General features: G+C 51.6%; 22 protein-coding genes and 1 tRNA gene. 8 read left to right on the plus strand and 15 right to left on the minus strand.

Translation table 11 applies throughout. The features are described 5' to 3' along the window. The first annotated feature begins 193 nt into the window (after positions 1–193). Positions 194–481: a hypothetical protein gene (locus tag QPL96_RS15645; RefSeq protein WP_303288239.1), complete on the plus strand. Its 288-nt coding sequence runs from the start codon at positions 194–196 to the stop codon at positions 479–481. A 202-nt stretch (positions 482–683) separates the two neighbouring features. Here QPL96_RS15645 and QPL96_RS15650 read toward each other — a convergent pair whose 3' ends face one another. Next, on the minus strand, positions 684–920 hold the full coding sequence (locus QPL96_RS15650; protein ID WP_303288240.1) for a hypothetical protein: 237 nt from the start codon (positions 918–920) through the stop codon (positions 684–686). Between the two features lie 251 nt (positions 921–1171). On the opposite strand from QPL96_RS15650, the gene QPL96_RS15655 reads away from it, so the two are divergent. After that, positions 1172–2506 (plus strand): site-specific integrase, encoded by a 1335-nt coding sequence (locus QPL96_RS15655; RefSeq protein WP_303288241.1) that lies wholly within the window; start codon positions 1172–1174, stop codon positions 2504–2506. 70 nt (positions 2507–2576) lie between these two features. Here QPL96_RS15655 and QPL96_RS15660 read toward each other — a convergent pair whose 3' ends face one another. Together QPL96_RS15660 and QPL96_RS15665 are read right to left on the minus strand one after the other, a co-directional pair. Further along, positions 2577–2909, minus strand: coding sequence for a hypothetical protein (locus QPL96_RS15660; RefSeq protein WP_303288242.1), 333 nt, complete (start codon positions 2907–2909; stop codon positions 2577–2579). A gap of 449 nt (positions 2910–3358) precedes the next feature. Continuing rightward, positions 3359–3976: a hypothetical protein gene (locus tag QPL96_RS15665; RefSeq protein WP_303288243.1), complete on the minus strand. Its 618-nt coding sequence runs from the start codon at positions 3974–3976 to the stop codon at positions 3359–3361. Positions 3977–4312: 336 nt separating this feature from the next. Here QPL96_RS15665 and mobC point away from each other — a divergent pair, with 336 nt between their 5' ends. Beyond that, positions 4313–4672, plus strand: a complete 360-nt coding sequence (gene mobC, locus QPL96_RS15670; RefSeq protein WP_303288244.1) for a plasmid mobilization relaxosome protein MobC — start codon at positions 4313–4315, stop codon at positions 4670–4672. Between the two features lie 13 nt (positions 4673–4685). Further along, entirely contained in the window at positions 4686–6479 is a 1794-nt protein-coding gene (locus QPL96_RS15675) for an LPD7 domain-containing protein (protein WP_303288245.1), read from the plus strand. A gap of 36 nt (positions 6480–6515) precedes the next feature. Here the strand turns inward: QPL96_RS15675 and QPL96_RS15680 are convergent, their stop codons facing one another. The 4 genes from QPL96_RS15680 to QPL96_RS15695 all read right to left on the minus strand — a co-directional run bounded on the left by QPL96_RS15680 (position 6516) and on the right by QPL96_RS15695 (position 12121). After that, positions 6516–8981 (minus strand): N-6 DNA methylase, encoded by a 2466-nt coding sequence (locus QPL96_RS15680; protein ID WP_303288246.1) that lies wholly within the window; start codon positions 8979–8981, stop codon positions 6516–6518. A gap of 171 nt (positions 8982–9152) precedes the next feature. Next, positions 9153–9974 (minus strand): RepB family plasmid replication initiator protein, encoded by an 822-nt coding sequence (locus QPL96_RS15685; RefSeq protein ID WP_303288247.1) that lies wholly within the window; start codon positions 9972–9974, stop codon positions 9153–9155. Between the two features lie 1004 nt (positions 9975–10978). After that, positions 10979–11065, minus strand: a tRNA-Leu gene (locus QPL96_RS15690). A 435-nt stretch (positions 11066–11500) separates the two neighbouring features. Beyond that, entirely contained in the window at positions 11501–12121 is a 621-nt protein-coding gene (locus tag QPL96_RS15695; RefSeq protein ID WP_303288248.1) for a class I SAM-dependent methyltransferase, read from the minus strand. A 465-nt stretch (positions 12122–12586) separates the two neighbouring features. Here QPL96_RS15695 and cydD point away from each other — a divergent pair, with 465 nt between their 5' ends. After that, positions 12587–14425 carry a thiol reductant ABC exporter subunit CydD gene (gene cydD / locus QPL96_RS15700; protein WP_303288249.1) on the plus strand — a complete coding sequence of 613 codons (1839 nt, stop codon included), beginning with the start codon at positions 12587–12589 and terminating at the stop codon, positions 14423–14425. Continuing rightward, complete coding sequence (cydC, locus tag QPL96_RS15705) at positions 14349–15905, plus strand: thiol reductant ABC exporter subunit CydC (protein ID WP_303288264.1); 1557 nt, start codon at positions 14349–14351, stop codon at positions 15903–15905. Before cydD ends, cydC begins: the two co-directional genes overlap by 77 nt. Here cydC and QPL96_RS15710 read toward each other — a convergent pair. Next, a complete protein-coding gene (locus QPL96_RS15710) occupies positions 15902–17143 on the minus strand; it encodes a trans-acting enoyl reductase family protein (RefSeq protein WP_303288250.1) in 1242 nt (413 codons plus the stop codon). The two genes, cydC and QPL96_RS15710, sit on opposite strands and share 4 nt — an antisense overlap. Before the next feature lie 34 nt (positions 17144–17177). Then, positions 17178–17594: a hypothetical protein gene (locus tag QPL96_RS15715; RefSeq protein WP_303288251.1), complete on the minus strand. Its 417-nt coding sequence runs from the start codon at positions 17592–17594 to the stop codon at positions 17178–17180. Positions 17595–17800: 206 nt separating this feature from the next. Here QPL96_RS15715 and QPL96_RS15720 point away from each other — a divergent pair, with 206 nt between their 5' ends. Both QPL96_RS15720 and QPL96_RS15725 read left to right on the plus strand, forming a co-directional pair. Further along, complete coding sequence (locus tag QPL96_RS15720) at positions 17801–18130, plus strand: hypothetical protein (RefSeq protein ID WP_303288252.1); 330 nt, start codon at positions 17801–17803, stop codon at positions 18128–18130. Positions 18131–18142: 12 nt separating this feature from the next. Then, positions 18143–18619: a hypothetical protein gene (locus tag QPL96_RS15725; RefSeq protein ID WP_303288253.1), complete on the plus strand. Its 477-nt coding sequence runs from the start codon at positions 18143–18145 to the stop codon at positions 18617–18619. Between the two features lie 10 nt (positions 18620–18629). Here the strand turns inward: QPL96_RS15725 and QPL96_RS15730 are convergent, their stop codons facing one another. From QPL96_RS15730 to QPL96_RS15755, 6 genes are all read right to left on the minus strand, one after another. Next, a complete protein-coding gene (locus QPL96_RS15730; protein ID WP_303288254.1) occupies positions 18630–19469 on the minus strand; it encodes a putative RNA methyltransferase in 840 nt (279 codons plus the stop codon). A 111-nt stretch (positions 19470–19580) separates the two neighbouring features. Next, positions 19581–20654: a hypothetical protein gene (locus QPL96_RS15735; RefSeq protein WP_303288255.1), complete on the minus strand. Its 1074-nt coding sequence runs from the start codon at positions 20652–20654 to the stop codon at positions 19581–19583. Positions 20655–20789: 135 nt separating this feature from the next. Beyond that, positions 20790–21878 (minus strand): hypothetical protein, encoded by a 1089-nt coding sequence (locus QPL96_RS15740; RefSeq protein ID WP_303288256.1) that lies wholly within the window; start codon positions 21876–21878, stop codon positions 20790–20792. Continuing rightward, positions 21875–24325 carry a hypothetical protein gene (locus tag QPL96_RS15745; protein WP_303288257.1) on the minus strand — a complete coding sequence of 817 codons (2451 nt, stop codon included), beginning with the start codon at positions 24323–24325 and terminating at the stop codon, positions 21875–21877. Before QPL96_RS15745 ends, QPL96_RS15740 begins: the two co-directional genes overlap by 4 nt. Before the next feature lie 381 nt (positions 24326–24706). After that, on the minus strand, positions 24707–25219 hold the full coding sequence (locus tag QPL96_RS15750) for a toxin VasX (protein ID WP_303288258.1): 513 nt from the start codon (positions 25217–25219) through the stop codon (positions 24707–24709). After that, positions 25216–26406, minus strand: a 1191-nt coding sequence (locus tag QPL96_RS15755) for a type VI secretion system Vgr family protein (RefSeq protein WP_303288259.1), incomplete at its 5' end; no start/stop codon positions are given. The genes QPL96_RS15750 and QPL96_RS15755, both read right to left, overlap by 4 nt.

Here is a 26406-nt window from a genome sequence, read left to right on the forward strand (position 1 = left end):
CGCCACTTACGCAAGCAACTATGTGGCAGCCGGACCAGCCGCGCCGGTCACCTGAAAAGCGGATAGGCCCTTCCTCCGGGCCGGTTCGATTCGCCTCACCGAAGCCAGGCCGTCCGGCGAGCCTGGCGGGGAATCGGACAGCCGGGGCCGCCCTTCGGGGCGGTCTATTTTTCCCTTCCCGGAGTGCCTCGTTATGTCTGCACTACCTCCAGAAATTGAACCCACACTTTACGACCCTGCCAACATGGACAGCTATCAGCGCATGTGGCGCGCTGCACTGGCTAACCTGCTGGGAGACGCCCGCGCGTATTGGGTAAACAGGAAATACCAGCCCGGCGCGAATCTGTCGGATCTGTCCGAAGCGTTCGATGATGTAGTGGCGTGTGGTCCGATCACACGGCGGTTTGCCTGGTGGAACGGTTTAAATGCTGAATACGTGAGCGAGGCGTTTATTCGGTGGTGTGAGGATTCACACGAATAACCTACCGTATGCCTGATAGCGGTAAAGCGATATTCAAGTAGTCGGCCACTCCATACAGGAAAAGGATTGCTGCACCGACCGCAAGCGTGCTCACGAAGCGCCATAAAGCGTTTCGTCGGCCTTGAGCATTCTCAACTATGCGGAGTTGCTGCATTTCATTTGTTTGGTAGGCATCCCTCTGAAAGATAAAACCGAGTCCCGATCAGAATTCCCTATAAAACTCCTGCTGTACCAAATCATTCTCGATTAGCTGTTTTGTTAGAGCCTCAGCAGTCATATCTTTCCGATCTGCATGTTTGTAGGCTTCATCTACGGCGTAACGTATACACTGCTCAAATCGTTTGGCCAACAGTTCTTGATCGACAGCTTTATCTCGGATTTTCAGCGGACGGATATTGGATCTAATTCTTTCAACAACAGATTCGCTTTGTTCTGGCATACGTCCTTTGCTCCAGACAGCTTCAGTGAAGGGGGCGTCAGTCTCTCCTGACAGTCCCACCATTTCCGGCAGGTGGCGCGACCGCTTGGCAATCCTTGCGAGCGGTTAAAAATAATGGTGCCCCGGGCCGGACTTGAACCGGCACGCCATGCGGCAAGCGATTTTAAGGCCGTGTGCTCTACTATTATTTGCGATACACTTCAAAGGCTTGCTTGCCTTTGGTTTCGCCAGTATACAGCGGAGTATACAAAATGACTGCTTCGAACTACGAAAAAATAGCGGATGGCTTGGCAATCTACAAGCCCAAAAAATCACCTTTCTGGTGGTGTCGAGTCAGAATCGACAACCATCCCGGCCTCAAAGAGCTGCGAAAAAGTTTGAAAACCGAAGACCGCTACGAAGCCATTTTCAGGGCTAAGAGCATCGTTCAGGAAGCCAAAATCAAGCAAGAGCATGGCATAGACCTACTGGACAGAAAACCCTACATTCATCAGCTCATCCCGCGCACTGTTAAGACGATCAGGGACAAGCGCCCGTTTAAGCACAACTACAAGGTCTACATACGGTTTTTGGAAAACCACTTCCTACCCTACTTCACCAAGCACAAAACCCGTGTAGACGAGCTGACACGCTTTGTCGTTGAAGATTATTTCAAGGCCAATGCCGATATCCATCAGTCCCAGACGCAGATCAACAACACAAAGACCAGCTTCAAGTATCTCTTTGAGCAGGCGATCCGTGAGGGATTCATGCAAGAGCGTGACGTTCCAGCCATGCCCCGCGTGAAACGGGGCTCAGAAAAGGCTGTCAGGGACTTTTTCTCAGCGGAAGAGCTGGCCACAATCCTTCACAGTTTTCCCGAATTTATCCGAGCATCCCGCAAAGCGGTGACGGCTGAAAACCGTTTTCTCATGATGCTCAGCTCTTTCTTTTTGATCGGCAGCGGTGCCCGCCCCGGCAGTGAAGTGCAAACCCTACGCTGGCGTGATTTGGAAATTATAGAAAAAGATGGAATTGAAATTCTGACTGCCGTTATTCGTAAAGGCAAGACAGGCTACAAGCAACGGCGTATTGTTCTTGATCAGGATGCATTCTCAGCTCTGCAATGGGCCATCCGATATTCCATACAGAAAGAGCCCATTAATGAAATACTTGATAGTTTATACATTGCCACATTTCATCCCCCTACAACAAAAAATCCAGATATTTTTGAATCATTAAAAGACATTAAAAAACATTATTCTGACTGGGTAATCTTTGATCGCTTAGATGGGAAAACCGTTGAATTCAATAAGCCATTTGACCGCTATTTAAATTATTTACATGATAAAAAATACATTGATAGCATAAGGAATTTTACGCCCTATTCTTTCAGGCACTCTTACATAACAATGAAGCTATTAAACCATGAAGGCGCTGAAAAGTGGACAGTTGAACAAGTTGCGCGTCAAGTAGGCAATAGCTTGCAAATGATCGACGATTATTATCTAAAACTTGAAAGTGTCGATAAAGCCTTCAACTTTGCCTACTATCACAAACTAAGACAGCAAAAATTAGAGGAAAAAATTCCTTCTATCGAAAATTAAAAGGCTTGCCGTTGACACCTAGTTAATATTTTTTATTTCATCAAACTAGATCGCCGCCTTCGGGCGGCTTTCACTTTCCTTCTTTTAATTTTCTGAATTCTTCTTGTTGTTTTCTGACCATTTCTCGCATCGACTCAACTGATTCGCCAGTATAGGCTTTTTCGAGGTCGTCTCTCATCATCTGCCAAGCCTTTCTATTCTCATCCTCTGAATAGCTGCGAGCTGCATTCATTTTACCTACAGTAATCCGAAGCCACTGGGAATTATAAAGCTTTAGCGGATCATATTTTTCACGAAAGTCCAAGTAAACGCCGGGGCTAAATTCACGCCCCGGCCTTCGTTCTTCTTGCAGAAGCTCTTCAACGGTTTGGGGCTTTCGGTAGCGATATCGTCGGGCTGTCATGAAGCTTCTCCAGTTTTAGGCAAAATCTTACCAAAACACCAAAAAATCGGAATAGGCTCCACCCTAACCCGATTAATAATCGATAACGAAATCATAAATTGCAGGTAGTGACAATGCTAACAATATACAATTAATCACGCAAATACATTTGCACGTATTTTAAAGAACAAAATATTTTAAAATATTACGTGGTCAAATCGGTCAATTAAGGCGAGTTTATCAAAGACTCGATGCCAAGTTTGCTCAAATCTACGACCATCGGAATTTCCGTCCAATCGGTTTATTTTCGCCCTCAAATAGAATTCTGTAATTTTCAAGGAACTCCCATTTTTGTTCCTTCTCTTTCATTTTCGCCCACAAAGCCCAGAAAAATAAAATCCAGAGCGAGTAATCCTCGAAGAAAGTTTCTTCAGAAAAATGATAGTTAATATCCAGTTCAAACTCTTCGATTATCTCCTCAACCTCCTCCGAGTATTCTTCTTCCCAAGTAAGGCCGAGCCATCGGAGAAGGTCTCGGGCTTTTTTGGTGACCACCCTTGCTTCAATAAACCCTCTGCTGTCGAGAAATCCATCTCGTCTACTACCCTGCCCGAGTTAACATCGAAGACGAACGCTTTGGCCTCTTGTGCCAGCTCGGGGAAATCATCATCAGAAAAGCGTTTTGAGTTAAGTTTTTCAGCCACCTCTTCGGCTCTTATACCCCAAGTGTCAACAAGGATTTCATCTTCAACGACGAATGGAATTAGAATTCCATATTCGCATTGCTTTTTGTCAAATCCTATGAAAATTCGTTTCTTCCAATCCTTACCCATTAGCTTTGGGTATTCCCTGCGTAAATCCTGAACAATCGTTTTGAGATAATTTTTAATATCATCCATTGACCAGTCTTTTGTTTTTACTTCGAAAAACTCAGCCGCTTTTTCATCATTTAAATAAAATGCTCTTTGTTGGCCCAAATATCCAATTTCGAGCGGGCTTTCCAAGCCTATTTTTTTGGTAAAGCTTTCACCTATTTCCAAACAGTCCTCAACTACATCTTCAACTCCTATAATTTTCATCTTTAACATAAACACCTCCATTACGGGTTATTTATATTTGATATATCATGTTTTGTATTTAAGTCAAATTTCTGCATGATTGATCAATTATTAAAATATGGTATCTTTAAATAAGTGATTTGGTAAATCACATAAAAATAAACTGATAACTAAACATTGCGAGTTATGCCTTGTTATCCCCTATGGGATAACACCAACCAAAACCTACCGGTTTAGTTGGGCGGCTCACTCGCTCTAAGTTGTTCCCTGCGGTCGCCAACTTAGAGATGAAAATGCTTCCTTCGGTCGCATTTTTAAACAAAAATGGTGGTTTTGGTTGATAAAAATAACAATAAACGAGGTTTTATGAACGATGAAAAAAGGAGAAGGAAACGAAAGATTCAGTTCTATTTGAGCGAAAATGAATACGAAAATTTCGTTCAAAGTGAGGTTGATTCTGGCGAAGTTAACCGCCGAGAGTTCGTGCTTAATGCAATAAGAAACGCTGAACAAAATGGCGCGTTTAAACCGAAAAAAATTGTCGTCCCTGACAATTTAACTGAGGCTGTTTTTCAAATGAAACAGATTGGAAATAATGTCAATCAGATTGCTTTCAAATTGAACGCATCTGATCGTCTTCACATTATAGACTTTGAAAATCTCAATGAGGCATTAAGAGCAATTTCAGAGTTTCAGGATATTGCAAATAGGATAAAAAAAATCTAAACGATGACAGCTAATGATAATAAAAATCAGTCATACAGGGGAGACAAAACCGCAGGCAAGGAAAGCAATTGAATACATACTCCGACCTAAAAATGGTCAGGGAAGAGCTGATCGCATTCTAGCGGTTCAAAGCAATAGCAACCTACCCTATATTGTCGCAGTTGAGCCAGAAACCTTTGCCCATTTTCTTTCTAATCAGATAGAAGAAACGTTCTTGCATGAGAACAAAAAGCCTCAGAAATTCCTCTATGACCACATCATTTTTTCGTATGCCAAAGACGACAAATTGACCCCGGATCAGGCCGTTGAGAGAGCCAAGGAAGCGTTGCTTGATTACTGGAATCAGAGCCGAAAAAAGAAGCGCAAGAAGCCTCTGACGGAGCTACCGATGGATTACATGTTGGCGGCTCAAAATGACACAAAAAACGGCATTCTGCACGTTCACGGCATCGTTGGCCGAAGAGACAGCACCGGCTTCTATAACAACCACTCCCAGAACTACAAAACCTTGCGTTCAATCGCCATGGGCATCGAGGACAGGTATGGCTACAAAGCAACCCAGAAGGTAGCAAAGAGCAAAGCTTTCCCAGCCAATCACAAGGAATGGCAGGACGTAAGCAAGGGCAATAAAAACACCAAATTCCACGTCAGGAAGTGTGTTGAGCGAACCATAAAAAAATCGGCAAACGTCAAAGAATTCATGGAATTGATGAAAATGCAGAGAATCTACGCAGTGCCAAACATTTCCAGCACCGGCAGGATGAGTGGCTTTAAATTCCGCCACGAAGGAGAGTATTTCACCGCTTCCCAGCTCCACCGTTCGTTTGGCTGGGCCAATATTAGCAAACAGCTTGATTTTGACCCCAGCAGAGATATTGAAATTTTAAAACGAATGGCTGAGAAGATGGCCGAGGTTGCCGAGAAGGTAAATGACAACGGCAACGCACTGAGCTGCATTGAGAGCAAATCTAAGGGTAAAAAAAAGTTTGATAACCGTTACGCCCTGCACCGCATTATGAGAGCTGATGAGGGCGGCGTGTATCGCTATTCGCGCTTTGACCGAGTGGCATTCCGTGACCATGGCTCCCGTATCAGTTTTGAAACAACCACTGACACCGCTGTAAAAGCTGCCCTTCAACTCTGTGTTGAAAAAGGCTGGACAACAGTTGTGCCCAGTGGAAGCGCCGAGTTTAAGGCTAAAAGCTGGCTTCACGCTCAGGCTATGGGATTGACATTGAAAGGCTACGAGCCAACGGCTAAGGACATCCAGAGTCTGCGAGAGCAATACGGGATCGAATATCAGGCTATAACATACCCCTCGACAGGCAAAGTTGAGAAGCCATCGAAGTCCCACCAGCCAACCATCGGCGAAAGGGCAAAGGCCAAGCATAAAGATGCAGCGCCCGTTGAGTCACCGTCAAAACGACTTTCTGACAAGCAACAACGCCTTGTTGAGTCAATGCGCAGAATGGCAGCAAAAGCCGAAAAGAACCGCCCTCGCGGACTATTTGATGAGTATTTCGACCGATTACAGGTTGTGCTTGATAAAAAGCACAAGCAAACCGGTGTGGAGGTCAAACCAACACCTGTTCAGTCTGGTAGATACATTACCAAGGCAATGATTGCAGATGGTCACTCCCCGGATCTTATCTACTCAGAACTATGTAAAAACGGCGGCTTTGATGCTGAAACCGCTGAAAAATTGGTCAGGGCAACGTTGGACGACAATGAGAAGGTTAAGCGTCAGTATGAGGCACATCGAAGAAAATACAGACCAAAGCCCCGGAAGCCGACGAGGTTCACGTAAAGACATAGCCACCCGAAGGTGGCTCAAATCTTTTTATTATTTGCCCGCGTCAGGGTGCTTTTCAGCAGTAGATAAGAACGTATTGTATTGAATCCGCTTCCTAGCAACCAGATTCTTCATGTATTGCTCCATATATTCGAAATCTGGCTCCCCTTCTTCCGTCACCGGCAACATTATTTTTTCCCGACTGATCCGCTTGTCGTTAATTTCCCGGTTGAAGTTATATTTTTCGGACAGCCGATTTGTCAGCGCTGCAATGAATAAATAGATGTATTTGCTAAATTCATTGTTCGCTAGATGGGTTACGTGATCACTGGCAACGAAGCTGTATGGATGATAAAAACTTGACCCTACACTGCCGCTATTCGCAACAGTCAGACAGTCTGAGAAAATCCGAACGCCGGTATTATTCCCGATGAAATTATCAACGCCGTTATTGAGTGAGGTCGAGGAAATGTAGGGCATTTTCCCCGGCACCTGATTATCTTTCTTCAAGCGTTTACCGCGCTGCACCTCTTTGAAAATGCTCTTCAGGAAGAACTCTTCCCAATCTTTTTCAACCAGATCCTCTATCTCTTCTTGCGTCACGTCGTGCCAGCTCAGCCCTTCAAATAAATAGGATCTGTTCTTTACGATCATGAGATATTCAAAGGCAAGAAAGTCGGTAATTACCGCTTCAAACTCCCTTTCAGTGGGCATCATGTCATTGAAGTAGTAGAAACTGTGCAACCATTCATCGTCTTTCTCGATGGACGTTTTCACGCAAAAATTGGTTGCCGCTTCTATTCGGTCAAACCAGACATCGAGCAGGTGTTGTTTTCTGTCTTTGGCCTGCTCAGTCTCAACCAGACCGATATGCGGATTGATTTTGTAGCCATCTTCCCGGAAGTCGATGAACCGGCATTCCTTGCCTTTCGGGTGTGGCTCATTGGCTGTAAATATCGCTATACAGGGCAAAGTTCCAACGCCGTAGAAGGTATCGCTGTTCAGCGTAATCACACCCTCTAACGTGTGTTTTTTCAGGATATTGCCTTTAATGGCCTTTTCATCCGATGATTTCCCGGTCATTGACGATTGAGGCACGATAACTACCGCACGGCCACCCTCGGTCAATGAGTCCAGCAGATGCTCTGTGAAGGCAATTTCGTAAAGGTCAGGGTTCTTCTTGGAGCCTTGCGAATACGGCGGGTTCATCATTCCAACCGTTGCGCCGTTAAGCTGGATCTTACTAGGGCTCTCTTTCAGAAAGTTGTGATTGACCAAGTTGGATTTCCCATCACCCCGCAAAATCATGTTCGTGGTAGCAATGGTGAACATGTAGGGTTGCAGTTCCAGCCCGTGAAGCTGCTTTTGACGAATGTTCTTTTTCTGCTCATCGGTATCCGCCTGAGCAATCATGTGGTGCATAGCGGCAATGAGAAAGCCCGCTGTGCCCGCGCACGGATCGAAGACGATATCATCGGGCTGAATGTCCACCAATTCACAAAACAGATCCGTTATGTGTTTCGGAGTCAGAACAATGCCGAGGGTCTGGCCATCCCCACCCGAGTAGGACATAAACTCGCCGTAGAACCGTCCCAGATAGTCCTCAGAAGAGCTAGTGTAGCGAATACTCCTATATATCCGCTGGTTCAAAAACTCGGTGAAATGCTTCAGAGGGGTCTTGCCGAGCGTGGTATTAATTTCGTTCAGGATTTGAGTATCTTTGATAATCGCAAATTGGCTCAGGATTTTATCACGCTTAACATCAGGCCGAACGTTAGAGCGCTTGAGGTTCGATGCAATGGCTTTGAAGATTTTGTCGCCATCGGTGCTAACGGTGTCATCGCCAACCAGATCATCAGTGGAAAAGTTTTTGTATTCGGACTCCCGAAGGGCTAGCAAAATACCTGATACGACAAGCGGCTTGTCTATGTCTTTCAAATTGCCGTAGTTGCGCAAATCTTCGTGAAGCTCTGCGGCATCCTTCAGAATTTCATGAAGCTCTTTATCGTGATCGGTTTCTTCTTCCAGAATTTCTCTGGTGTAATATTCTTCAATATTTTCTTCATTGAATGAAATGAAGGACTCTACATCAGGCAACTCCCGGTAGTATTCAGTTTCATCAATGAAAATCGGGCTAATATGGTGCTGCTTTTCATCGCCAGATATACCAAAGGCGATAATCTTATTATAACTCGTGTTTTTGGCTAAATGCTTGCCATAAAATAAAGCACCATTCACGGCGCAGTCTTTTACGTCCTTCACAGCCGCGCTGATCGTGTCACCCTTGGTTCTTTTCACATGTTTGGCAACGTCCGCTTTGTTTTCAATAATCAACAGGAAATCTTTAACAAGCCCGACAAATTCGGGGAAGCCGACCTTGCCCGATCCAGCCTTTGACGCAGTTTTCAGAGCGTCATTGATTTCTTTGATAGAGCTTCCTTGTGGTTCAAGTTCAATGCCTGCTTCTTTGAGAAGGCCGTAAACCCAGAAATCTGTTTTTGCTTCTTTTTTTGCCATTTCTGAAACCACTTACCTAGTTGATTGATTTACTTCAGCTTTGTGCCTTATCGCCAAAGCATGCACCAAGCCAAAGCACGCGCTAAACGGGCGCGATTTTACCACACCTACCAGCCTCGGTCTCTAGTTTTAATTGATTGATTTTTATACTAAAAAGCCAGCCGAAAGTGGCTAAAAGTCAATGTCATCAACAAGCCAGTCACCGTTAGCATCATTGATTTCGATCTCGCTAAAATCGGTAAAATCATCGCTTAGGTCTGGAAGCTGATTTGCAATTTGTTGAACAGCTTGCTGTGGCTTTTCTGACTCTGGCTTCTCCTTAAACAATAAGGTAAAGCCAATTATTCTTTGACCTTCTTTTATTGGTTTATAATCGAAATAAAGATCTGAATATTTGTTGATATCCTTTTTTGCTTGATCAAGAACCTTTCTCTTTAAATCGTTTACTTTTGAATACTTTCCGTCAATACCAAGTATGTTTTTGAGGTCGCTAATTCGGAAATTCAATGCCGTTTTCGATGGGATTACCTTTATTATCAACTCGTAAATCCTTATTCCGTAGATCGACTCCATATTTCTTACATTTAAAAGTTTGTAACTTGTAAAGTTCCTTTTTAGACTTGTGATATGGTTAATTACTTCCGGTGAAAATGCCAGATGCACCATTCCTTTATCTTTATGATAGCCGACTTCGCTAACCCATCGACTTTCAATCACAAAACCATTTGATTTTAATGTGAAGCTCCTTTGATATAGTTTTTTCGAAACATTTTGCAGAACTTTATAAACATCAACATTCTTTCTTTCTTTAAATAGCTGCCTGAATTCGCTGGCCGTTATATAGAATTTTTTGTTCGACAATAATCCACCGTCCTCCAAAGGATTTACTTTGCTTATGCAGGCCAAGATTAAACGTTGTTCTTCTGCTGTCAGAAAGTAGCTGGCAGACATTAACTGATTTGATTTTGTTATCGATACTGATTTATTTTTCATTGCATTCACCTCATTGATTTTTTAACACGCTAAAAAACAATGTCAAGAATACACAAAACGACTTAGGTCAATGAATTTCGGCATACGCAATAAAAAAGTTGGATTTCGATAATTTATTGACGCGAAAAATAAAAGTATTTTTATTAAACGGAATTGGATACCGGATTTTCGGCAACCGTAAAAAGGTCGCATCTAGCCATAAATAAGTCGCCGTCAACCATAAAAACGTCGCCAGTTACCACAAAAAAGTCGCACCTAAATCCCTGTGTGCCGCGCCAGTCATGGCCTAGCGCGAATCCCTCTAAACAAGTAATCTAAACAAGTACTTCAAAACAAGTATTCTAAACAAGGTTTTTCTTTTCTTTTTTGTCAAACTTTTTTCTTTTAATTTTCTCTGCAATAAAATCGAACATTTTTTCACACGAAACTCAGGAACGATAAGAAAATTGTTCTGAGGAAGAGATATTATAATATGATTTTGTTTTAATATTAAAAATTGAATTTATCCGAGGGTGTGAGATTATTTAAATAAACCACTAGAAAAATATTAACTGGACATCGTAAGGCCCCTCCTCACCTAAATAATGAAAAATATACTGTCAAATTTTTGCTTTTTAGCGTGTCTTTTTTCTTCGTAGGGTAATTGTATACCTACTATCAAAATACACCCGATAAAGGGCAATATTTTTGGTTTTTGCAAATTTGATTGAATTTTTTCCGATTCGTGATAAATGTTTATTAGTTAAAAATAAAAAACTCGATGGACAATTTACTATTGATTTTGATGGTTCAAGCGTTGGCGTTAGGGCTTTTTGTTCAGGCAGGAAATGATGACAACACAAAAAAAGTCGCTTCAGAATCGTTATGGTTTGGGTTGTTGGCTGGGGCGTGTCTTGGTGTTTGGCTTTGGTAAAGCTCGCTGGTGTGGTGTCAGTCTCTCCTGACAGTCCCACCATTTCCGGCAGGTGGCGCGACCGCTTGGCAATCCATGCGAGCGGTTGAAGTGGTACCGGGAGCGGGACTTGAACCCGCACGACCTATCGGTCTCAAGATTTTAAGTCTTGTGTGTCTACCAATTCCACCATCCCGGCGTTGATCTTTCGACCCGCTTTATACAGGTTTTTGGATGCTAGGGCTAACCCCCAAAATTCAAGAATAAGTATACAGCAGTATACAATTTTTTTCTATGCTCTTCCAGACAATAAATCCCTTTATTTTTCAATGGTTAGATGGATTTTTTGCATAGAGACGTTGAATTTTAAGTCGCTTGTGTCTACCAATTTCACCACCGGGGCCTTTAAATTCAACTGATACATATTCGATACATACTGAATTTTCGAACATTGTAACCAGTTGTTTTGCATACCTTTCCTTCGTTGCTCCGTCTTGATTTTAAGTCTCTTGTGTCTACCAATTTCACCATCCGGGCATTCGGAGGGAAGTTTTGAAGTGCGGAATTGTATAAGGGCGCGTGTGGTAACGCAATTCGGATTCTACCCAGCACCTCCCCGGTGCTGGCCAGGCCTCTACGGACTTATCGCCCTGCCCTTGTAGATGTAGCCGGCGATCTTCGGCGCCTTGGGAATATAGAGGTTTTCAAGCTCCAGGATTTCGAAGCCGGCTTGCCGGATCAGGTCGGCGATGTTTCGGTTCAGGTGGCAGCCGCCAGCGAGTTTTTTCCAGCCCGGAGTGATTCGGTGTTGCCATTTTCGGGTGCTGTCGTGAGGTGATTCACCGTGTTCCAGGAACAGGAGTTCGCCGCCGGGTTTCAGCACCCGCTTCATTTGCTGGAGGGCGGCGTGCCAGTCCGGGATGGTACACAGGGTAAAGGTGAGCAGAACGGTGTCCACGGAGTGGTCTTCCAGCGGGATTTTTTCTCCGGGCAGCTCCAGCCATTCCACTTTGACCGGAGAGCGGGCGAGATTGGGCTGGGCCTTGCGGCGCATACCGCCTGAGGGCTCAAGGCCGTACACAATCTCTACCTGGTCGGGGTTATAGAATTCCAGGTTGAGGGCGGAGCCCATACCCACTTCCAGCACCCGGCCCCTGGCGTGGGGTACTACCTGGCTGCGCAGTTTCATCACCTGGCCCATGGAGCAGGCGCAGTCTATGATGTGTGGCAGTATCCGGTCCTCATAAAAACTCATTGGTGTGCCCTTACTTGTTTTATATCAAGGGGTGCGACAACCTGCCCTATCGGCTTTGCCGCCATGTTTAGTAGCATGACAGTCAGTAGCATGACAGTCACCTGCCGGTAATAACAACACAACAAAATGAGCTAAGGCGGCGGCTGAACGGGCTCACTGAGACCGTCTATTTTGATGTGAACGCTACCGGAGGGTTCCATGGAACTTGATCCTCTCATCTTACCGCGAATCCAGTTCGCTTTTGTGGTGTCATTTCACGCCATTTGACGGTATGGCATTGTTCACACTGATCGGCTTTATATCGTTGCGTACACTCTGGTGCTCTCCGCCACCACTCGCCCCGGTGCTGTTTGAATATGCCGATGATAACCAAACCGACCCAGTCAGGGAGGTCGCTGATTATGGAGCTGATTTATCTGCCCCTTATCCGGGTATTCATTACCTGGCTGACAGGACTGCCACTAAGTGGCTGAGCCACGGGCGAGCGGTGGCGGAGGCAGGACTTCCGCCACCGACCAGAAGGCCGTCAGGGGGTGGCTCGCCCGGCTGGCCCGTGGCAGCCGCTTCTGGATCTGGAGCGCCGTTGCTGCCGGCACGGTTGCCGGCGTTGCCACCATTATCCAGATGATTCTGCTGGCCCGGATTATTCACCTGGGCATTATTGATGAAGTTCCGGTCGCGGAACTCACTCCCTTCTTTCTTGGTCTGATCCTGGCCCTGGCGGTGCGTGCCCTAGGCCAGGGCTTTCAGACCCAACTTGCCGCCCGCTGCAGTGAGCAGGTGCGCCGGGATGCCCGGCGGCAGATTCACAAGCACTGGCAAGCCACTGGCCCGGTTGCGTTGGACCAGCCTTCAGCCGGCACCCTCGCCCGGGAATGGATAGATCATGTTGAGGCCCTGCACGGCTACTTCGCCCGCTTCCTTCCGCAAATGGGCCTTTCGATAATTGTGCCTTTGATGATTCTGGCTCTGGTGTTCTGGCTGGATTGGCTGGCAGGGATCTTTCTTGTGCTCTCAGCCCCTTTGATTCCGGTTTTCATGGCCCTGGTGGGAATGGGCGCGGAAAAGGTGAACCAGCAGCATTTCGAGACCATCAGCCGGCTTTCCGGGCAGTTCCTGGACAAGGTTCGCGGGCTGACAACCCTGCAGTTATTTGGCCAGACCGCCGGTGCCGCCGAGCTTATACGCCAACGGTCGGACCATTACCGGCGTATCACCATGAAAACCTTGCGAGTCGCCTTCCTGTCGTCCGCAGTGCTGGAGTTCTTCGCCTCGGTTGCCATCGCTGTGATTGCGATCTATATCGGGTTTGGCCTGCTGGGTTACATCAGCTATGGCCCTTCGGCGGAGCTGACGCTATTTTCCGGGTTGCTGATTCTGTTGCTGGCTCCGGAATTCTTTCAGCCGCTGAGGACCCTCTCCCAGCACTACCATGACCGTGCCGCGGCTATGGGAGCCGGCGCGGAGATCCTTGCGCGCCTGAGCAGGCCGGTGGGCAGCCATTGGTCGGTTGACCTGGCAGACGCAGCCGCCATAAGCGATGTGATTGAGCTGAATTCGGTATCAAAGGTATTCGGGACTGACCAGCAGGTTCTGAAGGAACTGTCGCTGACAATCCGACAGGGCGACGTTGTTGCCCTTACCGGCCCTTCCGGTGGCGGGAAATCCACCCTGTTGCACCTGCTGGCCGGCTTTTTGGCACCGGACACCGGTACAATCCAGTTGTTCGGCCAGGCTCCCGGCAGTTTCCGGTTTGGCTGGCTGGGACAGAAAGGGTTCCTGGTTCAGGGCACATGGGCGGACAACCTTCGGCTGACCACGCCGGACGCCTCTGATATTGCCATTGCAACTGCCCTGCGCAATGCTGGCATGGGCCCCCTGCTGGACAGTCGGAAATACGGAATTCACAGTGCGGTGTCCGAAGACGGTCACGGCCTTTCCGGCGGGCAGGCGCGGCGCCTGAGCCTGGCCCGTATCTTCCTGGCCAATTACGATCTGATCCTGCTGGACGAGCCCACGGCGGGTCTGGACAGCGACAGTGAAGTCTTCGTTCTGGAAGCGCTGCACAAACTGGCGGTGGCCGGCAAAACCCTGATCTTCTCTACCCACCACCAGGCCTTGCTCACGCTGGCAAACCGGATTTTGCTGGTCTCCGGCGGGGAGGTGCGGGATGCGCGACCTGAAGCCGTGGCTGAATCTCATCTTCAAGCGCCCGGGGCGTCTGGTTGTGGGCGGTTTCCTGATCCTCGCCACCCTGCTCTCCGGCATTGCCCTGCTCGCGATTTCCAGCTGGTTTATCACTGAAACGGCGCTGGTAGGACTCCTTGTAGCTGCCGGAGTTGGCGCTACCATCCATCTGTATGTGCCCGGCGGGGCCATCCGGCTCTTTGCGGTATCCCGCACGGTGTTCCGGTATCTGGAGCGGGTGTACAACCACGATACGGTGTTGCGCTTGCTGGCCGACATCCGGGTGGCGCTGTTCCGGGGACTATCTCTCGCGAGCCGGAGCCACAGAAGTGGGCTGACGGGGGCCCAATGGCTTTCAAGGCTGACCACCGATGTCGATTCCCTGGACACCCTGTATCTTCGGCTGATCGCACCAACCGCACTTGCTGCGCTGGTTTCCATACTGGTCGTGATGCTGGCAGCGGTGCTCTTTGATATGCAGGCAGCCATGCTGCTGGGCCTGATACTGCTGGTGACGTTCCTGATCGCTACCATCGGCGTTTATCTGCGAACCCGACACCTCTCAGCCCGGCAGAGTGACCGGCAGGAAGCCCTGCGAACCGCCGTGGTTGAACACATCGAGGGTTTTGCGGAGCTGACCGCGGCGGGAAGAACCGGAAAACATGCGGCCTGGTTGATGCGCCAGGCTCATCAGGTAACCTCAGAGCAGGCTAAGGCAGACGCCCGCATTGGCTGGCACCTGGCCGGTGCCCACCTGTTGATCAACCTTTCTGCCGTTTTCGCACTCTGGGCCGGTTTTGCCCTGTATCGAGCCGGCACATTGTCCGCACCGGTGCTGGTTCTTTTGCCGATTGTCCTGCTTGGACTGGCGGAAGTCTACACCGTGCTACCGGATGCATTCGGCAAGCTGGGAGCTACCGTGGCCTCGGCCCGGCGTCTGAACCGGGATTGTCGGGCAAACGAACCGGATGCTGATTCGGGCACGGTTAACCTGCCGGCAGGCACTGCGCTTATGGCGAAAAACATCACGGTAAAACATGAAGGTTACGCGCCACTGTTCAAACATTTCGAGCTTCAGGTCCAGGCCGGCGAGCGACTTGGAATCCTTGGTCATTCCGGTAGTGGTAAGTCTTCCCTGGCGGATACCTTCGCCGGTTTGCTGCCCTTACATGGCACATTCGCATGCCTGGATCGCGTTTATCTGACCCAGCAAACCGTACTGTTTGAAGACACTCTGAGAGCAAATCTGAAGCTGGGCTCCCCGACAGCCAGCGACACCGACCTGTGGGGTATTCTGGAGCAGGTGGAGCTGGCGGAGCGGTTCGCTTCGGAACCGGACCAGCTTGACACCTGGCTGGGATGCGCGGGCAGCCGGCTGTCTGGTGGTGAGGCCCGACGGGTGGCGCTGGCGCGGGTATTGCTGAACTCTGCCCCGCTGGTGATTCTGGATGAGCCGTTTACCGGCCTGGATGCCGAGACCCGTGCTCGAATAGCAAAACGGATGGACGGTCTTCTGGATGGGAAAACGGTGATCAGCCTGGCACATAGGCCGGATGCCCTTCCGGGCACCGACCGCGTGATTCACCTGAGTTGCTAGCGGGTTTCGACCACCTCAAAGGTCAGGCCGGCTTTGCTGGTCAGACGCTCCATCAGTTTGCCGTCCAGCAATGACGCCGGGGTCCAGAAACCGCCGGGCTGGTCTGCCGGAATATCAAAAGCCAGGCACATCCCCGCTTCGCCCAGCATCTTGCCGGTGGAACCGTAACCCGGGTCCCGATCACCGGTCACCCTGGTGATGATGGTTTTGCCATCCTCGGTCCGGCCCGCAAAACGCAAATCGTAGAATCCGGATTTCTGGGCTTCCGGGCTTGGCCCTTCGCCGGGCTGAGGCACGAACTTCTCCACCAGCCAGCGGGTAGGCTTGATGGCAGAGGCAGTAAGGAACGCTGCCAGGCCACCGGTGATGGCGTAGGCGGCCAGTCGCCCCTTGGTTCCGCTGCCGGTCATCATTGCTTCGTCGTAAGTGAACTCCCTGCCGTACCGGGCATCCTGTAGCGCGTTCGAGCGATGCACCACCCGAGTATTGATGGCGCCCATCACAAACGGCGCCAGCCAGACGTTGAAGGTCTTGTCGAACTCGGCGCCCCTGAGGCTGGGCTGACGGATTTCGGAGCGGTGTTCCGGTGGGCAGATGGAGAATGGGTTAGCCAACTCTTTCCGCAGCTTCGGGTCTGCCGCCGCTTCCTTTGCCACGTTCATCATGGACGCCACAGTGCCGCCGGAGAACTCTCCTTTGGCTACCTTCACCCTCATGCGAACATCGCAACAGGGCGCACCAAAAACCTGCTCTGCCTGGTTTTGCAGGAACCAGACACCCATATCGGACGGAATGGAGTCGAAACCGCAACAGTGAACAATGCGTGCGCCAGAGGATTTCGCTTCGCCCTCGTAGCGTTCCACCATCTTGCGGATCCACTGCACCTCGCCGGCCAGGTCGCAGTAGTCGGTTCCGGTGCGCACACAGGCCTGCACCAGCGGCTCACCGTACAGAGCGTAAGGGCCTACGGTAGAAATGATGACACGGGCCTGTTCGCACATGACCTTGAGGGCTGGCTCATCGGAGGCATCGGCGAGAATAACCGGCAGATCTTTCGCGGGCTCGCCCAATCCGGATTTCAGGGTGTTCAGTTTGCTCTCCGAGCGCCCGGCAATCGCCCACTTCACCGATTGACCCACTCCGTAGGTGTCGAGCAGGTAACGGGTAAGAATCTGACCAACAAAACTGGTGGCACCAAATACCACCAGATCGTAAGTCGTTTCCGCGGATTTAGTCATTGGTCTTCCTTAGTCGGAACTGTTGATTGAACGTTTATCGAAGGCCCGATGGCGCTTTTGCACCCATCAGGCGCATGAACAGGGCAACACCCAGGCCCCAGAAGCCGTTGAGGAGAAGTCCGCCTACCCAGGTCTGGGAGGACACATCAAGCCCTTTGAGGGGGAAAACCACCAGCATGGCGACTGCCGTGGGGCCGATTGCCCCCGCAATGACATGCCCCAGCCAGAACTTCACCCCGGCCAGGCGGCCAAGAATGAGCCATAGCGCCATCCCCCAGAGGCCGCCAAAGAACGCCAGCGATACAACGGCCGGAACACCCAACGGTGGCACCGGAGACAGGTTGAAAGGTGCCTTGGGCACCAGGTCACCCAGCCAGAACAGCGTGAACAGGCCCTGATGGAACACCAGGGTTGCAAGAAAACCACTTACAAACGCTTTGAACCAAATCATGAACAATCCTCCGTTAGCAGGAATAGTCGACCTTAACTCGTTGATTTAGTCTGGCTCACTGTGCAACCTCAACCGATTTTAGCAGGTTTGAACGCCGTTCCACTTTCCCTTCCCTACCGGCAAAACCGTCGTCACGGCCAATCGTTTGTCACACTCTATCAGGCACACTGCCAGGCAGTGAACAGAACGATTCCCGGAGGTCTGAATTGATCATCTTTCTTACGGTACTCAGCATCCTGCTTGTCCTGTTCAGCGGCTTTGTCTGCTGGCAGGTTCTGGAACAGCGTAAAGTGATTGCCCGAATGATGGAGAATGACAATATCGCAGATTCAGCGCGGGAACCGGAGCTGGTTATTACGCTGCGGGTGCTGGATCCGATTGCCCTGGCGAAACGGGAATCCCGATCTGCCCGGGTACTTGCCGACAAGCTGCCGGTGATGGTGCGGAAGATGGTGTATCAGGAAGTAATGAAAGAGCTTGAAGAAGAGATGACAGAACGCCAAATTGATGTGGAAATGCAGATCGAGTATCGATAGGAGGGTACTGCCATGATCACGAATGCCATTGTGTCAGCTCTGCTTTTCCTGGCTTTGGGCGGGCTCTGTGTCGCGTACTGGCAGCTGCTGCTCTGCCGGCGTGAAGCCCGGATTCTTAACTCCCATCGCGTGGCTGCACACAGCGCCGTCCAGAAGAGCCGGATGGACCTTCTGGAGGTCCGGAATCGCGCCAGATTGCTGGAGGACTCTGTCTCAGGTGGTGCCAGCGCCGTTGAGAAACTTCACAAGGCGATTTCCAATACCACTTTCGGGCTGATTGATCTGTTCTCAAAAGATGAAGAGTTCCGGCAGACCGCCCGTAAAGCACGGGCGACTCATGATCAGACCAGCCAGCAGATCTATCGAACCGTGCGCACCACTAACAAGGCTCTGCACATTCTTGCGGATACCCTGATCATCGGCAAGGCGGAAAAACGACTCGCTTCCTGCAAACGCGGAGAGGCACCAGATTCAGATGAGAGTCTGTGAGTTTCTGCGCTTAACACGTTTCGAAGCGTTTCAGAATAACGTCGACCGTCACGTCCAGTGACTCGAGTGCCGCTGCCTTCTCAAGCCCCTCAGAGGTGGCCCGGTATAGATGCGGAGTCATGGCCAGCAGATCGGCAATGCTGTCGCGGTCTGGAAGGGGGAGCGCAAATCGTACCACGGTCGAATCCAGCTGGCGGAAACCCTCGGGCGCAGTGCTCTCATTGTCTGCCGGCGGCTTCAGTTCGGGGTAGATGATCTCGCGCAGCTCCCGGAGATGGTCCTCCCCGGAATCCACTTGTATAACCTGCCCACCGGCCTTCAGCACCCTGGCGAATTCGCCATAAACCGGAAAACCGAACAGGCAAAGCACCAGATCAAGCGATTCCGACAGTACCGGAAGGTTTGCGTTGCTGCCGACCACCCATTGGGTTTGTTTATCCTGCTTTGCCGCTGCCAGGACCGCCCACTTCGAGATATCCACGCCAATCATCGCAAGGCTTCGGTTACCGGCGATGTTCGGAAGTAGTCGAAGGTAATAGCCTTCACCGGAACCGGCGTCCAGTACCGAGGCAACGCCTTCCGTGGGCAGCGCCTGTAGCGCCAGATTGTTAACGGCGTCGGCGATCTTTGCGTAGAAACCGGCCTTGAGAAACCTTTGTCGGGCCGCCACCATTTCCTTGCTGTCACCGGGGTCCAGAGTGCGTTTCTTCTGAACCGGCAACAAATGCACATAGCCCTGCCGGGCAACATCGAAGCTGTGCCCGTTTTCGCACCGCCAGGTCTTTTCGCTGGGGGTGAGCGAACACCCGTCCAGTGGGCAGGCTAACGCATCAAAGGGCATCGTGGTCATGGTTTCTCTATCCGGTTCAACAGTCGGGGCCGGGTATCATAATAGGCGTTTCAGCAAGAAAAAACTGATCAAAGGCAATTCGTTGACCAGGCACGTTGATACGACAGATAGTCAAACAGGATAAGCGTCTTGCGGGCGAAATTCCCGGTACGCCTGCATGGAGACCTTGCCCAACTGCGGTGTCAGCTTGCAGGTGCGTTTACCCCAGGGATACTCCGTCTGTCGTTTCAGCCACTCGGCGCCTTCACCCTGTTTCCAAGCGTCCAGGTCCAGGTCCCGCCAGAACCGGGGATTCCGCCCGGTGCGATGGTCATGCTCCGCCGTTACGGGGTCCAAGTGGCGGAAGGGCTCCAGCCTTGGCACATCCGGCAATGGTTGGGAAACGTCCATGTACCGCTGAAGCATGTCCCACAGGGCCATGACTTCTTCCTTGCTTGGCTCAATCCGGCTCAGGGACGTCTGGCTGAACTGATTGCCGGTATAGCGATGAACGAACATCAGGCGATAGAAGATGCCGCCATGCTGGACCACACGCTCCACGTAGGCGTCGAACTCCTCGAAGGGGGCGGTCAGTTTTTTGCCGCCCGGCAAGGCGAAGCTGACCTCGCCTGTTTCACGGTTGAAGGCGCTTTCGCCGGCCTCCAGCCCCCGGTCCAGGAGTTTACCCAGTAGTTTGTCGAAGGGGCGGAGTAACAGGGCGAAACCGCACATGACCCAGGGCATGGTTTTAATGAGGACATAGAAGGAGATTGGCATCCAAACAAGAACGGCAAAGAGCATAACCAAGAAAAAAATAAAATCGTGTATATCTACCACCAGTTCATAAAAACCGTAGTAGAACAACATCCCTCCACCGACCAAAACTACACCACCCCAAACATAAGGTATCAACAGCAGCAATGCAGAAAGACCGATAAATGTCTTACCATTGAGAAAACGAATCTGTCGGTGGTTCCACCACCATTCCCCAGAGGCAAAGTCACCCGGATTGTTTTGGTCCTGATGCTTGACGGCGCCTAGTTCTTCACACACCCGGTGGTAAGGCTCGATACCGGCGTAGTCACACACAGGTTGTAGGTCTTCACCAAGTTGTTCGCGTTTTGTTGGTGACTCCGGCAATTCCGGAATCTGATATGCCCGGAAACCGGTTTTCACCTGGCGATGTGTTTGGTCATTCTCACTCACATGTCTACCTCTTTCCCGATCCTCCAGTTCCGGAACCCCCGGCCTTAAAGCTGGCTCTGCATCCGCGCTTTTTCCAGTACTTTTTGGCCCGGCTAAAAGCGACTGAGCATCTGCGGATAATAAACGGCTGGTCTTCTATCCTGACGTTTCCACTAATTCCCCTAGGTCTCCCGCACAAGCTCTCTTTGCCCTGTAGGCATCCATCGAAATCTTGCCAATCTGCGGTGTCAGCTCGCAGGTGCGTTTACCCCAGGGATACTCCGTCTGTCGTTTCAGCCACTCGGCGCCTTCACCCTGTTTCCAAGCGTCCAGGTCCAGGTCCCGCCAGAACCGGGGATTCCGCCCGGTGCGATGGTCATGCTCCGCCGTTACGGGGTCCAAGTGGCGGAAGGGCTCCAGCCTTGGCACATCCGGCAATGGTTGGGAAACGTCCATGTACCGCTGAAGCATGTCCCACAGGGCCATGACTTCTTCCTTGCTTGGCTCAATCCGGCTCAGGGACGTCTGGCTGAACTGATTGCCGGTATAGCGATGAACGAACATCAGGCGATAGAAGATGCCGCCATGCTGGACCACACGCTCCACGTAGGCGTCGAACTCCTCGAAGGGGGCGGTCAGTTTTTTGCCGCCCGGCAAGGCGAAGCTGACCTCGCCTGTTTCACGGTTGAAGGCGCTTTCGCCGGCCTCCAGCCCCCGGTCGAGGAGTTTACCCAGTAGTTTGTCGAAGGGGTGGAGTAACAGGGCAAAGCCGCCCATAATCCAAGGAGTAGTCGTAACGATTAGATATATCGATAATGGAATCCAAGCCAAACAGAGAATGAAAACAACAGAGAACTTTAAAAAAAACGGGAGATCAATTTCGTCAGAAAAGTACATTAAATAGTACCCACCACCCCCAAATAGTAACGTTCCCCAAATATAGGGCGCTGCCAACAGAAAAAAAGATAACCCAACAAACGCTTTACCGTTGAGAAATCGAATCTGACGGTGGTCCCACCACCAGTCGCCGGGCGCTAAATCATCCGGAGCGTTCTGATCCTGATGTTGGATAGCATCTACATCTTCGCAAACCCGGCTATATGGTTCGATTCCTGCGTAGTCACCAACAGGCTGAAGGTCCTCGCCTAGCCGTTCGCGTTTCGCGGGAGGATCTGGCAAGTTCGGAATCTGATCGGCCCGAAAACCGTCTTTTCCATGGCTGTTTTTTTGGCCGTTCTCACTCACACCGCGACCTCTTTGACGGTCCAATAGGGTACTGGCTCGTTTTCGAATGGGTTGAAAACCCGGCGCTGTTTATCGGGCAGAGCGCCGTGACGGCTGGACTCAAATGGTTCGTAATCATCAAGCACTGGCATAGGGATTCTAAACGCGCCAAATTCACTTTCGATGCGGGCTTGCAAGACCACCCTTAGATTGATTGTTCGTCTTTTGCTATGACCAAACGTTCTGACCTCACCCCCAGCAAGATTTCGTTCGACGAGAAAATGCACTGCGTTATCTTCCGGTACGACAACCCAGTTTGTAATTCGCTTCAACGGGGTGTTTCGGGTCAGATTGAATTCATCGACCTGTCCGACGTGTGTCTCCATTGTACTGTGGGTATATTCCAGTTCCTGGATCCCAAGCCTTAAGTCTCGCTTCTCACTGCCAGATTTGTCCGGAGGTTGTTGCCCCAGTTTAAAGCGGCTGACCAAGGGAGAGCGCACCGTCACCCTGTAGTCGTCCGGGGACGGTTTGTGTCTCGCAAACATCGCCTGTTCCGTACCACTCAAGTCACCATACCGTTTAGCGGATACCGTTACCGGGGATAGCTGGCTGAGCAACTGCGGATAATAGACAGAATCGTTAGCAGGCAGTCCCTCGTGGGCGGGCCCCGCGCCCAGCGGGCCCTGTTTCAGCACGCGCTCTGTCTCACTGTCGGTGGCTATGGCTGCGAATACGCTACCACCCAGCACAACGCCGAGGCCAAATAGCGCCCAGCCCCAACCGGGTACCGCGAGTAATCCGGTCAATAATGGCGATGCCAGGAAGACGCTGCCGCCGGCCACAGCCAAACCATGCCCAAGAGCAGCATCCATATCACCACGGCTGAGACTGTTGCGACAGTCCCAGGCGCTGACTCCCACCATTACGCCGCCCGCAAAGAAGTTAACAAGCCCCATAAAGCGCACAATTGTGCCAGCTCCGACGTTCAAAAGCCGTTTCTGGATAGAAGTGCCGATCAGTGGCACTGACTTGATCTCAAAAAGGGGTCTTAGTACTACCTTTGTGACCAGCTTGCTATCGGCCGAACCGCTTACGACGTGAAGCTTCATCAATGCTGCAGAGAGGTCTAAACTAGCCCCTACAAGTTTAGTGAGGTAAAACCCGAGTTCTCCGGATTTGTTTTGTCTCAAAGAACACAACTCCGAAACAAGATTATACGCCGCCAACCCCACCAACACTCGCGACAACCCCGGCCCATCCGCAAACCCCTTGGCTTTCTTCGCCCAATCAATTCTCAGCGCACTGAATTTCCGGGCTTCCGGGTGGTCGACGGGCAGAACAAACACCCAGGTATGAGCGGCTGCCTTCACCAGGGCTTCTCCGCCTTCATCAACCAATCGGCCGGGGCTGGTGGAGGCCACCCGGCTACCCGCCGCGTCTGTTCTGTCTGCAAACAGGTAGTCATTGCGCCGGGTCAGGGCTTCGCTTTTGCGGTCTTCATCGGTAAGACCGAACGAGATGCCATTACCGTGGACACCGACGATGCTGTAGCGAGTAAGATCAACCTCCCCCCGATGCATTACCTGCAATTCCCCTCCAAGGTTGGGATCCGCGATATCAGCCGCTTCTTTGACGGACGTGAACACGCGGTCGAGCTTGATGGCACCCAGGTTGCCACTCTGGCGCAATCCTTCAACAGCCTTGAGTACAGCAGCGCTCCAGCCTCCCAAGGCTGTTTGAACCATTCCCGCAGCGGTGCCTCCTGCGCCGCTGGGAACGGCGGACGAACCATTGCCCGGATTGGAGCCACCTTCTTCCTGCGTCAGTTGCTGGGCCAACATGCTGATGGACGACAGGCCCGCTCCGGTCAGGCGCTCCTCCGACAATGTATTTTGATCGCCCGCGAGTTCCCTTAATCGCGCCAGCAAGGGAGGGAGTTCACGGTCAGACTTTGCCCCCTCAGCGAGGGCGTCGATGAGCGGGTTTTTACCAAGGCCCCGCTTGAGCAGCCGTGACAAACTGCCTGGTGATTTCAGGCCGTGGGCATTCAGCACGCCGGGGAGTTGTTGTGTCAGGTTCAACAGATCGGCCTGGAGTGCAAACGCTTCGCAGGGCCCCAGCCCGGTGTGGTTGAGGTAGTCGTCACAAACGGCGTCGAATTCTCCGCTGTTGACCAGTTCTTCCAGCATCTCCAGCTGGGCAGAGATTTCCTCGAGCGCCTTCTGGCGCTCGGAATGATCGAGAACCTTGTGGAGTTTATTTCGGTCCACTGCGGCTCGGAGCGTCTCAATCTGGTCGTCAGAGGACTGCGTGTGTGGATCGAACAGCGCCTGGCGTATCAACGTGGCGGAATGAATCAACGGTCGGTTTTTCAGGGACAGGTCGATGGCATCAAGGTAATGCAGGGCCAGGTGCAACTGCGCCAGGGCATGACGCAGGCGGAACAGCGGGTCAGGAATGGCCACGCACACGATGGCACTATGCGCCCTGGCTTCGGCCAGGGTATCGTCTGACGGGTTTGCCTTCAGGGTCAGGTCGGGCGGTGCCACATCGCTGCCTTCCTCAGGCCCTGGAATCCAGCTCCACCGCTGCACCAACCGGGAAACCAGCTCTCCTTCGTTTGGGCGGGTGAACGCCGGGGTAAATGCCGATGGGTCCTGCAGCATCAGTTCGATGCCCAGGTCCCTTGGCCTCAGGTTGGGGACGGACCGAATGCCCGCAGCGGGAAAGCCGCTGTCGAAGGTCAGGCTGTCCTCGTTGCTGGCTGCCCAGGCAGGGGCGATGGATAAGGCTCGTTTCTCCAGAACCGCTGGTGTGCCCTCGAGCTTTTCGATGTAGGCCCAGGGTCACTGGATTTCACTAAAGGCTATCCGGCATTCAGAAAGTTCGAAGCGATTCTGCAGAAAAACCGGCATCAGGAAGTCGGTCACGGATTTTCCCACCGGCGAACGGCGGTCGGCTTTTTGCTGGCGGGCGGGGGTCAGGTCGATCTCGCTGAGGGTGCCCTCGGAACTGACTTCGAATTCCCGCCAGAGTGTCTGCCCCCGGAAGACATAGAGGTAACCGGGGCGCAGTGTGGAAACAGCCCGTCCACCAAACACGGTCACGCCGCTGACTTTGATGGGGCGCTTGCGGTGAATTTCGGCCACCGGGCACACGCTCAGCAGGGTATTGCCGAGTTCGCCTTCTGGCATTTCTTCCAGTGGTGTCCAGTCCTCCAGAACCGGCACGTTGAAGGTACCGCCCTCCCGGGTTGGGACGGCGATCACCATCCCTGCAGGCTCACCGGTGTCGTTTTCGGCCCTGAGGCGAATTGTCTTTTCCAGTTTTTCAGGTTTGAGAGTGAAAGATTCGCTCATACCGTCTTGCTCTTCCCTGAGGTTGATGTGCTTTTCAGTGCGCCCTGCTCACTGTCCCGGCCCTTGACGTCCGCCAGCCGGTCCTGTCCGCCCTCCCCTCTAACCGGAGCTGCTTGGGTTGGGCGGCTCCGGGTTTGCCTTACCTGGCTGGTGAGGGCTGTTGTTGCAGGCACGGAGTCCGGTCCGGCGCTGGTTCGGGTGCTGGTTTGCCTCAACGCATCCTGCCTGACCCGGGCGCCTTTGGCTGCGTCGATGAGGTCGGGCATCTCCGGCACCTGAGCTGAAGCGCCGGTCCCACTCCCAGGCCCACCCCCGGAATTCAACTTCACCATGGGCCCGGACACGGTCACACCGCTGGGGTCCACCTTCACAAAGCTGCCACCGGCCTTGAGGGTGACTTCCGCGCCCGCTTCGATCACGATTTTCATACCAGCCTTGTGGTGGATTTCGCTGCCGGCTTCGATGAGCTGGTTCTTGCCCTGTTTGCTGTGGTGGCTGCCGTTGGCGATGAGGCTGAAATCACCGCCGATGGATTCCCGTTTCTCGCCATCCACGGTGCTGTGGTCGTTGCCCTTGATATGGCTGAATTCGTCCTTCGCTACCGTGCGGTGGCTATCGTTTTTGATCACTTCGGTGCGGTTGTTTTCAGTCAGCAGATCCAGGTCTTTCTGGGCGTGGAGGTAGATCTGTTCCTGGTCCGCTTCGTCCTCGAACCGCAGTTCATTATTGCCCTCACCCTTGTGGGTCTGGGTCTTGAGGGTGGTTCGGGTTTTGTGTTCCGGCAGCGCGTAGGGCGGCGTGTTGGCTGCGTGCCAGGTCCGCCCGGTAATGATAGGCTGGTCCGGGTCGCCGTCCAGGAAGGAGACGATGACTTCATGGCCGATTCTCGGAAGTGCGATGAACCCGTACTGTCCTCCCGCCCAACCCTGGCTGACTCTGAGCCAGGCACTGCTGTGTTCATCATTCTCGGAATGGCGATCCCAGGGGAATCGGACTTTCACCCTGCCGTACTGGTCGCAATGGATTTCTTCGCCTTCCGGGCCGGTTACGATGGCTATCTGGGGGGCGTCCATCACGGGGCGGTGCATGGCCTGTGAGCGCCACCTGCGGTCCGCCGGGATCGCGTTGAATGCGTTGTGGTAGGTGGTAGAGCCACTGCCCCCCTCTTCTTCCAGGGCCTGGGGCTG

The sequence above is a fragment of the Marinobacter sp. SS8-8 genome (assembly GCF_030540945.1).
In the GTDB taxonomy this organism is placed as follows: domain Bacteria; phylum Pseudomonadota; class Gammaproteobacteria; order Pseudomonadales; family Oleiphilaceae; genus Marinobacter.

Bases quoted from the DNA above. Each gene is read 5' to 3' on its own strand.
- QPL96_RS15675 (WP_303288245.1), top strand. From the start codon at position 4,686: ATGATAATAAAAATCAGTCATACAGGGGAGACAAAACCGCAGGCAAGG.
- QPL96_RS15725 (WP_303288253.1), top strand. From the start codon at position 18,143: ATGATCACGAATGCCATTGTGTCAGCTCTGCTTTTCCTGGCTTTGGGC.
- QPL96_RS15750 (WP_303288258.1), bottom strand. From the start codon at position 25,219: ATGAGCGAATCTTTCACTCTCAAACCTGAAAAACTGGAAAAGACAATT.
- QPL96_RS15685 (WP_303288247.1), bottom strand. From the start codon at position 9,974: ATGAAAAATAAATCAGTATCGATAACAAAATCAAATCAGTTAATGTCT.
- QPL96_RS15695 (WP_303288248.1), bottom strand. From the start codon at position 12,121: ATGAGTTTTTATGAGGACCGGATACTGCCACACATCATAGACTGCGCC.
- QPL96_RS15715 (WP_303288251.1), bottom strand. From the start codon at position 17,594: ATGATTTGGTTCAAAGCGTTTGTAAGTGGTTTTCTTGCAACCCTGGTG.
- QPL96_RS15730 (WP_303288254.1), bottom strand. From the start codon at position 19,469: ATGACCACGATGCCCTTTGATGCGTTAGCCTGCCCACTGGACGGGTGT.
- mobC (WP_303288244.1), top strand. From the start codon at position 4,313: ATGAACGATGAAAAAAGGAGAAGGAAACGAAAGATTCAGTTCTATTTG.
- QPL96_RS15710 (WP_303288250.1), bottom strand. From the start codon at position 17,143: ATGACTAAATCCGCGGAAACGACTTACGATCTGGTGGTATTTGGTGCC.
- QPL96_RS15655 (WP_303288241.1), top strand. From the start codon at position 1,172: ATGACTGCTTCGAACTACGAAAAAATAGCGGATGGCTTGGCAATCTAC.
- QPL96_RS15650 (WP_303288240.1), bottom strand. From the start codon at position 920: ATGCCAGAACAAAGCGAATCTGTTGTTGAAAGAATTAGATCCAATATC.
- QPL96_RS15680 (WP_303288246.1), bottom strand. From the start codon at position 8,981: ATGGCAAAAAAAGAAGCAAAAACAGATTTCTGGGTTTACGGCCTTCTC.
- QPL96_RS15660 (WP_303288242.1), bottom strand. From the start codon at position 2,909: ATGACAGCCCGACGATATCGCTACCGAAAGCCCCAAACCGTTGAAGAG.
- QPL96_RS15645 (WP_303288239.1), top strand. From the start codon at position 194: ATGTCTGCACTACCTCCAGAAATTGAACCCACACTTTACGACCCTGCC.
- QPL96_RS15665 (WP_303288243.1), bottom strand. From the start codon at position 3,976: ATGTTAAAGATGAAAATTATAGGAGTTGAAGATGTAGTTGAGGACTGT.